Annotated in this window: 10 protein-coding genes; 1 reads left to right on the top strand and 9 read right to left on the bottom strand. The window is 65.6% G+C overall.

Going from position 1 to position 11,966, the window contains the following annotated elements:
• Window positions 1-92 precede the first annotated feature (92 nt).
• Window positions 93-902, top strand: a complete 810-nt coding sequence (locus ACXDF8_RS24725; RefSeq protein ID WP_457225906.1) for a class I SAM-dependent methyltransferase — start codon at window positions 93-95, stop codon at window positions 900-902.
• Here the strand turns inward: ACXDF8_RS24725 and ACXDF8_RS24730 are convergent.
• From ACXDF8_RS24730 to eccCb, 9 genes are all read right to left on the bottom strand, one after another.
• The gene (locus tag ACXDF8_RS24730; RefSeq protein ID WP_457225907.1) at window positions 899-3,778 is read right to left on the bottom strand and encodes an MMPL/RND family transporter; all 2,880 of its coding nucleotides are present in this window, start codon (window positions 3,776-3,778) and stop codon (window positions 899-901) included. The genes ACXDF8_RS24725 and ACXDF8_RS24730 overlap by 4 nt on opposite strands.
• Window positions 3,775-4,713 carry a type VII secretion protein EccE gene (eccE, locus tag ACXDF8_RS24735; protein ID WP_457225908.1) on the bottom strand — a complete coding sequence of 313 codons (939 nt, stop codon included), beginning with the start codon at window positions 4,711-4,713 and terminating at the stop codon, window positions 3,775-3,777. Before eccE ends, ACXDF8_RS24730 begins: the two co-directional genes overlap by 4 nt.
• On the bottom strand, window positions 4,710-6,098 hold the full coding sequence (gene mycP / locus ACXDF8_RS24740; protein ID WP_457225909.1) for a type VII secretion-associated serine protease mycosin: 1,389 nt from the start codon (window positions 6,096-6,098) through the stop codon (window positions 4,710-4,712). Before mycP ends, eccE begins: the two co-directional genes overlap by 4 nt.
• Window positions 6,095-7,519, bottom strand: coding sequence for a type VII secretion integral membrane protein EccD (gene eccD / locus ACXDF8_RS24745; protein WP_457225910.1), 1,425 nt, complete (start codon window positions 7,517-7,519; stop codon window positions 6,095-6,097). Before eccD ends, mycP begins: the two co-directional genes overlap by 4 nt.
• Before the next feature lie 22 nt (window positions 7,520-7,541).
• A complete protein-coding gene (locus ACXDF8_RS24750) occupies window positions 7,542-8,381 on the bottom strand; it encodes an ESX secretion-associated protein EspG (RefSeq protein ID WP_457225911.1) in 840 nt (279 codons plus the stop codon).
• A 21-nt stretch (window positions 8,382-8,402) separates the two neighbouring features.
• Complete coding sequence (locus ACXDF8_RS24755; protein ID WP_457225912.1) at window positions 8,403-8,690, bottom strand: WXG100 family type VII secretion target; 288 nt, start codon at window positions 8,688-8,690, stop codon at window positions 8,403-8,405.
• Window positions 8,690-8,983 carry a WXG100 family type VII secretion target gene (locus tag ACXDF8_RS24760; protein WP_457225913.1) on the bottom strand — a complete coding sequence of 98 codons (294 nt, stop codon included), beginning with the start codon at window positions 8,981-8,983 and terminating at the stop codon, window positions 8,690-8,692. The genes ACXDF8_RS24755 and ACXDF8_RS24760 overlap by 1 nt, the downstream gene beginning before the upstream one ends.
• Window positions 8,984-9,038: 55 nt before the next feature.
• Complete coding sequence (locus tag ACXDF8_RS24765; protein ID WP_457225914.1) at window positions 9,039-9,350, bottom strand: PE domain-containing protein; 312 nt, start codon at window positions 9,348-9,350, stop codon at window positions 9,039-9,041.
• A partial coding sequence (gene eccCb / locus ACXDF8_RS24770) for a type VII secretion protein EccCb (protein ID WP_457225915.1) occupies window positions 9,347-11,966 on the bottom strand: 2,620 nt, incomplete at its 5' end. The genes eccCb and ACXDF8_RS24765, both read right to left, overlap by 4 nt.

The raw sequence follows: 11,966 nt of genomic DNA on the forward strand, positions 1-11,966 counted from the left end.
ACCTTGTTCGACGGATAGTCGTATGCCGGTGCCGGAAAGTTCCTGCCGCTCTTCGCCGATGCGCACCAGCCGACACCAGTACGGTGTGTGCCATGCCAGTGATCGACGCTCGCTTTCTAGACGGGATATCGAAGACGGCTTTGCTCACCCTGTATCAGCGCGCAGCCGAAGCGGCGCGGCCCGACGGGATCATCGCGGATCCAATGGCCATCACCCTGCGCGACCGTCTTGGCTACGATTTCCACCACTTCGGTCGGACCCATCAAGCCACCGCACTGCGAGCCCTTGCCTTCGACATCGCTTCCCGTGAGTTCTTGGTCGGACATCCTCGTGCTACCGTCGTCGCCCTCGCCGAGGGACTGCAGACCAGTTTCTGGCGCCTCGACAACGGCGCAATCACCTGGGTGTCGATCGATCTGGCACCGATAGTCGCCCTCCGCCGGCAGTTGCTGCCACCGTCAGACCGTCTTCATCATCGCGCTCAGTCCGCTTTCGACCCGTCCTGGATGGACGTTGTTGACGACACTGATGGGGTGTTGATCACCGCGGAGGGCTTGTTCCAGTACCTCGACCGTGACTCGGTGTTCGACCTCATCACACAGTGCGCCAGCCGGTTTCCCGGTGCAACGCTGATCTTCGACAGCGTTCCTCAGTTCCTCAGCGCGTACTCTATCCGCCGCGGTATCAAGGTGAGTAAGCACTACACCGCGCCGCCCATGCCGTTCTGGTTCACCGCCGATGACTACGACCAACTCCGAGCGTTGCCCGGAGTCCGCGCGGTTCGCGAGCTACCGATGCCACCGGCGCGCGGCGCAATGCTGCGGCGCGCAGCCTCATTCGTCTACCGGTCTGCCGCTCTTGCGCGTTTCCGGGCGCCCACGAATCTTGTCGAGTTCGGCTAGGACTTTTCCGGCACGGACACAACCGATTCCTCAGGTGCGCCGGTGACGTCGGGCCAGGGCGCCGGAACCGGACGGGATCGCACCACCTGCGGCCACCAGAACCACTTACCCAACAATGCGGCGATCGACGGAGTCATGAACGCCCGGATCACCAGCGTGTCGAAGAGAAGGCCCACCGCAATCGTCGTACCGATCTGGGCGACCACCTTGAGCTCGCTGACCGCCATCGACATCATCGTAATGGCGAAGACCACACCCGCTGAGGTGGTCACCGAACCGGTGCCGCCCATTGCCCGGATGATGCCGGTATTCAGGCCCGCGTGGATCTCCTCTTTGAACCGCGCGACCAGCAACAGGTTGTAGTCCGCTCCAACCGCCAGCAGGATGATCAATGACATTGCCATCACCATGAAGTGCAGTTCGACGCCAATGAGGTACTGCCATATCAACATGGACAGGCCGAATGAGGCACCGAGCGAGCTCAGAACCGTGCCGACGATCACCGTCGCGGCGACAGCGCTTCGAGTAATGATCAGCATGATCACGAAAATCAGTGCCAACGCCGCGATTCCAGCGATGAGAAGGTCGCCGTTGTTGCCCTCCTGCATATCCTTGAACACCGAAGCGGTACCGCCGACGGAGATGGCCGAGCCCTCCAACGGCGTCGCCTTCAACGCCTGCTTGGCCGCTTGTTCGATGGTGTCGATGTGCTTGATGCCGTCGGGAGTGAGCGGGTCGCCCTCGTGGATGATGATGAACCGGACGGCGTGACCGTCCGGGGAGAGGAAGACCGTCATCCCACGTTTGAGTTCGTCGTTGTCGAACGCCGCCGGGGGCAGATAGAACGAATCGTCATTACGTGCAGCGTTGAACGCCTGACCCATTGCCGCTTGATCGCTTTGCATTGCCGCCGTTTGCTTCAACAGCCCGTCCTGGGTGGCGTATAGGGTCAGCAGCATCGCCTTCATCCGCTTGAGCGTCTCGATCTGAGCAGGGAACTGCTGAACGAACTGGGGCATGAGGGTATCCATGCGGCCCAGATCGGGCAGTATGGCGTCGATGTCGCCGGTCAACGCGTCGGTTCCGTCGAGGGCGTCGAACACCGACCGCGCCGATGCGCACGCCGGGATGCTGAAACAGTTCGGCTCCCAGTACAGGTAGTTGCGGACCGGCCGGAAAAAATCGTCGAAATCGGCGATGTTGTCCCGCAGCACCCGGACATCGTCGGCCATGGCTTTGGTTTTGCCGACCACGTCGTGCGTGGTCGTGCCCATCTCGGTCATCAGCGCCTGCATCCGCATCAAGGCGTCGATGCTGCGTTGTATCAGGTCAGCTTGCGCAAGAACGTCTTTCATCCGGTCCTGAAGATAGCTCTGGTTCAGTACCTGCACGCTTCCCTGCATGCTCAGCTGCGCTGGAATCGTACTGAATTGCAACGGCATTCCGTCGGGCCGGGTGATGGTCTGCACCCGGCTGATCCCGGGCTGGTTCAGGACATTCCTGGCGATCTTGTCGATCAACAGGAAGCCAGCGGGGTTGCGCAGGTCGGTTTCCGTCTCGATCAGCAACACTTCGGGATTGAGCCGAGCGCTGGAGAAGTGTCGCTCGGCAGCGGCGTAGCCGGCGGCGGAGGGGAGGTCAGGCGGAAGATAGCGTCTCTCGTTGTAATTGGTTCGATATCCTGCCAGCGACAGCAGCCCGACCAGCGTTACGACGCTGGTCGCAACCAATACCGGTCCTGGCCAACGGACGATCAGTGCGCCGACCTTGCGCCAGCCCCGAATTCTGGTGGCGAGTTTGGGTTCCAAGCGACCCCAACGGGCGGCCACCGTGACCACCGCCGGCCCCAGGGTGAGCGCGGCCAGCACCGCCACCAACATTCCGCTCGCCAACGGGACACCCAATGTCTGGAAGTACGGCAAGCGCGTGAAGTGCAGACACAGCGTCGCACCGGCGATGGTCAACCCAGAGGCGAGGATGACGTGGGCGGTGCCGTCGAACATCGTGTAGTAAGCCGATTCAGGATCCTGGCCGTCGGCCCGAGCTTCCTGATAACGGCCGACCAAGAAGATCGCGTAATCGGTGGAGGCGGCAATGGCCAAAGTGACCAACAGGTTCGTGACGAACGTCGTCAGGCCGACCAGGTTGACGTAAGCCAGCGTCGCCACGACGCCGCGGGCCGCGGCCAGCTCCAGCAGTACCATCGCGAGCACGATCAGCACGGTTGCCACCGACCGATACACCAGCAGCAACATCGCGGTGATGACCACGAAGGTGAGGGCGACGATGACGACTGCGCTGCGGTCGCCGGCTGCCTGCTCGTCCGCGGCCAGCGCCGCTGGTCCGGTGACGTAGGCGCGCACCCCTGCTGGAGCAGGGATCTGTCGAACCAGGTGCCGTACCGACTCGATCGATTCGTTGGCCGCCGTTTCGCCCTGGTTACCCACCAGATACACCTGCACGTAGGCGGCCTTGCCGTCGCTGCTCTGAGCACCCGCGGCGGTGAGCGGGTCACCCCAGAAGTCCTGCACGTATTCGACGTGTTCCCGGTCAGATCGGAGCCGGCCGACGATGGCGTCGTAATAGCGGTGAGCGTCGGCGCCGAGAGGCTGCGCACCTTCTAACACGATCATGGCCGAACTGTCGGAACGGTACTCGGCGAAGACGTGCCCCACCCGCTTCGTCGCCATCACCGATGGCGCGAAGTCCGGGCTCATCTGAACCGAGCGCATCGCGCCGACGACCTCGAGCGGGGGGACGGCCGTACTCAGCAGACCGACTACCGCGACCCACCCGACAATGATAGGAATGGCAAGCCGCCGAATCCATTTCGCCAGTGCCGACCGCTTCGGCTGCGCCCCGGTCCCGGACATCATGTCCGCACCGCGGTGCCCTGGTGCCACCGGATCGCGGCGAGCTCACCGGCGTCGAACAACGGGATGTCGAGGTGTTTGGTCGACGTCGGACTGAGAGCCTGCACCGCGGCCCACTGGTTCCCTCGGCTCGACGCCAAACCGCTGAGCGGGGGTGCATGCCCTGGGAGATCCGCGGAGCGGATCGCGCACGCAGCAGCCGCGCCCCGTGCACTGATCTCGATCACCGTCCACACTTCGTCGAATCCGCCAGCCCACAGCGAGGTCAAGGTCTCGGGCAACGAGCGGCCGACCACGCTGTAGGCAGTGACGTAGCCCGACGAGCCGTCGGCCACCGTGGCCCAGTGTTCGCGCGCCTGCGGCCCCAGCAGGTCCGGAATGTCGAGATCGCCACCGCTGACCATCCACCCGCGTTCACGCAGCTGATCCGCAAGCCGGCGGGCGGTGAGCTCGGCAGTCTTCCGAAGCGGAATCGTGACCGAGCGCGACTGCAGCGCAACCAGATTCGCAGTCACCGACATGGTGAGACCAATCCAGGTGGTTCGTCTCGACGAAATGTCGCGGGTGGTCACCCGCATAGCGTCGCAACGCACACCGTAGCGATCGAGATATCCGGCGATCAGGTCGAGGGGCAGATCGCCGTTGCCCTCGAGTACCCGGAGGACAACGGTGGTGCGCGCATCGGCGTCGCAGTGCTCGACTGTCTGGTGGATAGCCCTCGTGCGTCGTCGGCCGCAAAGCAGCAGGCCCAGACGGCGCTGCGCGATGGTGGTCAGGTGCAGGCCGCGCCACGAGCCGAACAGCACAACCGTCGCCATGACGGCCACCGCGAGCGCCCACCGTTCGGGAACCGTACGCCATGGGTAAGCCATCACCGCGGGCACGACAGCCAGCACCACCAACGCGATTCGGCCGCTTCCAGGTCCGATGACCCTCACCGGCACTGCCCCTTTCTCCTACGCGTAGCAATGGCGGCACCGGTGAGAGCGGTGGCGACAGCCAACGCGGCTGTTCCGGCGAACGCGACGGTGCGCGGCCTGTGGTCGGGGTCAGGCGCTTTCGACGGAACGGCGATTCGGGCCGGACCGGTGCCGATCTGGTTGCGCTGCGGTCCAGGCAGCTCCCAAGTCAGGGCTGCGACGGGATCCACGGTTCCGGCACCCACCAAATTCGACGGGTCGCGCGCCCCATTGTGGGCAACCGCCTGCAGACGTTGAATCACCTGCGCGGCAGGCATGTCCGGGAAGCGGCTGCGCACGAGCGCGGCAACCCCCGAGACGTAGGCGGCGGCGTAGCCGGTGCCGCTCAGCGCAGTCCATCGCCCTCCTGCACCGGGAATCCCGTTGACCAGTTCTGCCGACGGCGAGTTGCCGACGGAGACGACGTTCTCCCCCGGCGCCGCGATCCCCAACCAAGGTCCGGGCATGCTAAACGGGGAGGGCTCCCCCGCAGACGTCAGCGACGCCACCGACAGCACATAGGGTTGCCACCACGACGGCACCGAGATCGACGTGGCACCCTCCCAGTTGCGGGGATCGGTGCGGTCGGCCGACGGGTTGACCGGGTTCGCCTGACAGTCGACTCCGCCGGGCCCCTGGGTGCTGCCCACATCGCCGGCAGCGGCGACGATGACGGCGTCCCGGTCGACGGCCGCATAGCGCAACGCCGCACCCAGCATCTGCTGGTCGATGGCGCCGTCGGCCCGAGGACAGGTGAAGACCGAGATGTTGATGACGCGGGCGCCGAGGTCCGCGGCGCGGACAACGGCACGGGCGAGGGTGGCAATATTGGTCGCGGCACTCGCCGCGGCCGGATCCGCATCTGGTCGACGCACTGCATACGCCGCCGAAGTCTGGCGGATCGATAGCAGACGTGCCGCGGGGGCGACACCCGAGAACGCGTCGGCGCCGGGCTGACCGCCGATGATGCCCGCCACGGCGGTACCGTGTCCGTCGCAATCAGTCAATCCGTCGGTCGTCGCAATGTAATCACCACCGGGTTCGACGTTGGGCAGTCGCGGACCAGGTGTCACACCGGAGTCGATGATCGCAACGATCTGCCCCTCACCCCGGGTGAACTGCCACGCCCCAGCCAGATTCAACATCTGTTGGTGCGCTGTGGCCGTACCCGGTTGCGTTCCGGGAATGACGCCGGTCGTCACGCACTCGGCACGTTGCTCCATCGGCACGATGGGTCCGGTGGTGCCCATCGGCGGCGTCTGGGCGGAGTCCACGGAGGGTGGGCTCAGCGCCCACGCCGACGGACTCATCACAAGCACAACAGAACATCCCGCGGCGAGTCCTCGGACACCGGCACGAATCATCGCTGAAGTACCCAGCCGAACAGTCCGACGACGTAAGCCAGCACCGGCAGCAGCGATGCATCCACCGCGACAGCGAGCATCCCGACTACGCGGCGGATCGGCAACGAATAGCTTTGGGGTGCCGCCTGCTTCGGGCTCAACGACAGGCCGACGAACGCGCCGGCCAGTGCCGCCAACACCGCCAAGACGCACGACGCGGCCAGGTACTGCCGCATTGTGATGAAGATCCCGAGCAGTGCCACCGACACCAGGAAGGGCTGCAACAACAACCAGGTCTTGTTGGGCACGCTGTCCCAGATCCGCGCGCGCAACACCGCGGCAACCGCCGTGGCGACCACTGCGTACCAGACCCATCCACCGGCGGTGTCCAAGGGGGACAGTCCCGCCAAGGACCCCACCACCGAGAGCACCACCGCCCCGGCGAGGAATCCAAGCTGATGCGCTTGAGCGGTCCTCACCCGGCGGGGCAAGTCTGCAAGCACATCAATGGCCGGAGCTGTCGGTGCAGGATCTCCCGGCGCGGGAATGACCGGTAGCGGCAGCCGAGCCGTCACCGCCGCGAGCTGGGGCGACCGGACAGCGATCAGCAGCGCCGCGGCCAGCAGCCCGCAGCCGAGGGTACGCACCGGAAGATGCCAGATCTGCGCCACCGCAGCGGCGGTCAGGATCGCCGTGCCCACCACTGCCGATCCGGCGAAGAAGGCGACGAGTCGATCGAGGACGATCATGCAAGTCAATGACCAAGCGCTGACGCCGGCCGCGGCCAGCATCACCGAAGGTGCCGACAGGTCGTTCGAGACAGCCAACGCGAGCGCGGTCGCGATGGGCGCCAACGCGACGACCGACAACTCGGTGGCCACATGCTCGGCCCGTGCGCGCGCAAGCAGTGTGGCCACGATGGTGGCGGCGGCCAGCGCGCCCACCGTGTACAGGCCGGCGACACCTCCAGTGGTTGCCCGGTATGTAGCCGACAGCACCGTCGCGGCGAGGATCACCGTGACGACGGCGGCGCGCGCGATCAACCGAATGTTCCTGATTCCCCATGGCCGCAGCCTCGCCGCCGAATAGATCACGGCGGCGTCAGCGACGTCCTCGACCAACCCGGTGGCCGAAGGTCCGACTGGAATCGTCTGCAGAGCAAGCAGATCGCCGTCCACTACACCGACAGTCTCCAGACTGGCATCCGTGGAGAAGGGAGCGCCGCCGATGAGAGCCAGGCTCACCGGCCTTGGTGCGGCCGGGGTCGCTGCGCCGTCCGCAACCGGTGCGGGCGGCAGCAAACGGCAGACCGCGGGCAAAATCTCGCGCAGCGGCAGACGCGCCGGCAAGGCCATGTCCACGACCCGGCTGTCGGCCAGGATTGCGACCCGCACGATGGGCAGAACAGCAGCGCTGTCGATGGTCGCGGAGAGCTCAGTCATGTCTCGTTCTCTTTCACATTCGCTAGGTGGTGCAGCCCTGGGCCGGATGACAGGACGAGAACCACTGCCCGTCGGGTAGACACGCGGTGAGATTGGCGAGGGCGCGGGTGATCGCTGAGTCGCTGCCCGGCATGAACATCGATACCCATTGCCCGTCGTATGCCCTGGTCGGACTGACCAGCACCCGCCCAACAGCGGTGTCCACCACGGCTATCCCCACTTCGGTGGTCACCGGCCGCGCGTGGACATGGTGACCGGCAACAATCTCGACATAGTGTCGTGGACCCTCGAACACCGCCCGCACCACCGGCCGAGCCGAGTCTGGGATGCCCAGCTGGTCCATCACATCGGTGAGTACCGCGCCGTCCCGCAACCGTGTGTCGGCCCGGGCCCCGGCAACAACCGGCAGAGCGAATTCGTCGAAGGATGCCGGCGTCTGGCCCGGCAGCCCAACGGTGATCATCGGGGTCAGCGCATAGGCCGCAACGACATCGACCGCTGAGAACGTCACCAGGTGGGCATTGCGCAGCGCGACCACGGTCTGACCATCTCGGCGGGCAACGAATCCACGCAGCATGTCCCCGACAGCCATGGCCGTGCTCACGTAGCGCAGGTCGAGCCATCGTTGCGGGCGGCAGACCACGCTGATCCACTGCTGTACAACGGGATTGACCTGTCCGCCGACGAGAACCCCGAGGTCGGCGAGCTCGGCGTCCTGACGTGCCAGGAGTGCGGCACGCTCCCGCGCGTCACGGTACGGCGGAGTCATGGCCAGCACCCAGGGAAAGCTGCCCGCGCCGGTCCGTTCCGCGACGTACCAGGCCGCGTCGATCGTCAGCTCGACCGCGTCAGCCGCGGGCATCGGCTGTCGACCCGCTCCGACTCAGCCCCACTTGGAGCCTTCGGCCTGGTCCCTGGCCTGCATTGCCAGCGTGTTGGACTCATGGGTGCTCGCCATCGTCCGGTAGGCGCGGACCAGATCCTCCATCGCCGTATTCCACTGTGCCTGCCACGCCTGATAGGTGAAGCCGGTGTCGCCCTGCCAAGCCCCCCGCAGCGCGGCCTGTTCGGCGGCGACGTCAGCACCGACCGCCTGCAATGTGCCGGCATAGCCGGCCATGTCCGCCGCATGGGCGAGCATCGCCGGGTAGCTGTACATGATTTGCGACATCACATACCTCCGTACGTCGTGGCCGCGGCCGCGTCCTGGGCGACGTATGTCGCGCCAGCCTCGCCGAGGTTGGCCTGCGCCAGGTCGAGCAGCGCATTGACCTTTGCGGCGGCTTCGGTAAAGCGCGCGTGCGCCGCCTGGAAGGCGGCCGAGGCCTCACCCATGTGAAACGCCTGCGCACCCATCGCCTCTTGCTCGGCCTGGGCGATGGTGCTGCGCATCAACGCTGTCTTCGCACCGAACGCCGACTCGGAAGCGACGATCTGCGGAATGTGCGCATCGAGAAGACTCATATCCTTGTTCTCCAATCGTGTGAATACGGCCGTTTGGTACCTACGACTCCGCGCCTCAGTCGCCCCCCTGTCCGCCGTAGCCGACCGCGGCCTGCGCATCACCTAGGGCATAGCTGTTGCCCGACTGCGCGACTCCGCCGCCGGCGCGCGACAACTCAGCCGCACCCTGAACTGCCGCAGCGGCATGCAAAGCTCCTGCAGCCGAGAAATTCGCCGCCGCCTGCAGCGACACCGCGTCAGCCGCAGGCGGCAGCACCGCGGTGATCGCCGGCGCCGCGGCCGCCTGCGCGGCGGCCAGCCGAGCGGCCAAGGCCTCGACGGCCCCGCCGATTGCCGCCAAGCCTTCGGGAACCACGCGAAGTGTCATGCCAGATTCCCATCCTCGGAGACTGCTCCCCCGACCCGGGATCCGACGAGCGGATCGACGATCTGCAGATGCGTCGGGGTGTCGGTGTCGTCGAGCAACAACCCGCGTCCGGGTATCTGTCTGCTGAATCGGTGACCGCGGATCTTGGCGCTGTCCTGGGGATTTCCCGACAGCATCAGCGTGGTGGCCTGCAAGTCGTTCATCCGTCGTAACAGCGGGTTGGTCATCAGCGCGTGGCCCGAGCCGGAGGCGCGTGCCGTTACGACCACGCGCAGCCCAAGATCGATTGCTTCGGGGAGCAACCCGAGTAATGGGGTCCAGGCCCGCTGACCGGCGTAGGGTCCGCTCAACGCTGGACCGTCGGGTATCTGGTCGGCGTCGTCGATGACGAGGTAATGCGTATGGCCCGCATGGGACCACGTCTTCAGATCCGCTCTTGGCGTCCCGGCCTGAGGGCGGCGTGCCTCGATGATCGCAGCGAGTCCCAGCACCGCTGGAATCACCCGATCGACATTCACGGTGTACTCGTTGTCGGCAAAGAGCGGCTCGTCGATGAGGTGCAACCGTCTGTCGACGACCGTGAAGGCAAGGGCTTCTGGCGTCGTGTACTCACGGAGCGTGCGGATTAGGTGCCGCATAAGCGTGGTCTTCCCGGACCGGCTGTCGCCCAACACCATCAGCAGCGGATGCTTGGTAAAGTCCAGGACCACTGGCGTGAGATCCTGCTCGCGCAGGCCGATGACGACTCGTTCGGGTCCGCGGTAGAGCGGTGCCACGTCTGCCGGTGCGAGTGCCGCCGGAAGCAGGCGCACCGGCGGCGCCGCTTTCCCGGGAAAGCGGGCGTTGATGTGCGGGATCTGGTCCAGGTCGGGCGCGGCAACGAGGAAGTGTTCGGCCGCCATGGTCAGACCGCGGCCGGGTTGGTCGTGTGGCACGGTCTCGGCGGGACGACGCAGTCCACCCGGGACCCGGACATTGCTGTCCCGTGGATCTGGCAGGCGCAGTTCCAAGCGCAGACCCAGGCCGTCCCTCATGGCCAGCGGCACCTCAAGCCAACTCGGAGTGGTGACCACGACATGGATGCCATAGGCCAGACCAGCATTGGCAATCTCAGTAGCCCTGGCCAACAACGGGTTACGCATGTTGAACTGGTCAGTGTTGTCGCGGCTGAAAGCATAGAGGTTATCGATCACCAGGAATACCCGCGAGTGCATGACGCTGTGTCCGGCCAACCGTCGGTCGGACAACAACTGCTCGAGTTCGCCAAAGGTACGCCGAATCAATTCCGGCTCCAGCGGCGACGCGACACTGCCCACATGGGCAAGACCGGTGAGACTCCGCAGCGTGCCGCCGCCGTAGTCGATGCAGTAGAACGCCACCTCGGCCGGAGAGTGCACGGCAGCCGCCGACATGATGAAAGTCGCCAGGGCGGTGGACTTTCCGGACTTCTGGCCCCCATGGATCACCACGTTTCCGGCCGCCGACGTGGCATCGAACACAAGCGGGTCGCGACGCATGTCGAAGGGACGGTCGATCTCCCCCAGCGGCCAGCGCCAGGTTCCCTGCGCGACGCCCGCGGAGGCAAGGACATCAGCCAACCGAATCGGCTCGTCCAACGGCGGCAACCACAATCTCGGCGCACTGGGGCCGTACGCCGCCAATTGATCACCGATGGTCGCGATCAGCTTCCTGGGCACCACGGCCGCAGCGTGGTCGGAGACGACGGCAACATCCTGGTCGATCTCGACGCCTGCCGCCGTGAACACCCGTGGATGTGGATCCGTCGGCACGGCATCCGCTTTCACCGGGCGTGGTGGGTCGTAGATGCCGTCGACGTAGGTGCTGCGGAACTTGATCGGGGCGGCGCCGGGAGCGGGTACCAGAAAGCCGATGCCCTTGTGTTCCTTGCCTGATTCGACGTGATAGGCGTCTTCGACGCCGATGATCTGCCGGGAAGCCGCCGGACTGGCCACCTTCAGCCCGATGCGATACGAGGTGTTCTTGTCGATGTCGCGGATCCGGCCGATGTCGAGGGTCTGCGAGGCGAACAGGATGTGGATCCGAAACGACCGCCCCTTGCGGGCGACGTAGTCGAACAGGTCGGCGTACTCGGGATGTTCGGCCAGCATCAGGGTGAACTCGTCGGCAACCACGAACAGCGTCGGCAGCGGCGGAAGATCGATTCCAGCAGCTTCGGCGGCAGGCCGTGCGGCCTCGTATTCGGTGACCGAGTTGAAGGCGCTGCCCTGCACGCGGCGACCGGCGTCCCGCAGCACGTTCTCCCGGCGGGCGACCTCACCGCGCAGCGTGTCGGCGAACCGGTCGGCCAATGACTTCTTCTCGGCCATGTTCGAGATAACCGCGACGACCTGCGGGAAATGCCGGAAAATATCGGCGCCGGCCTCCCCCTTGAAATCCACGTAGATGACGATGAGCCGATCCGCCGAGTGAGTGGTCAACAGCGACAGCAGGATCGACATCAACATCTGCGACTTACCCGAGCCGGTCATGCCGATCATCAAGCCGTGCGGCCCCATACCACCCTCGGCCTCGTCCTTGAGGTCGAAATACATCGGGACACCGGTGGCCGTCACGCCGATCGGCACCCGCAGCTCC

The sequence above is a fragment of the Mycolicibacterium sp. CBM1 genome, assembly GCF_054073305.1.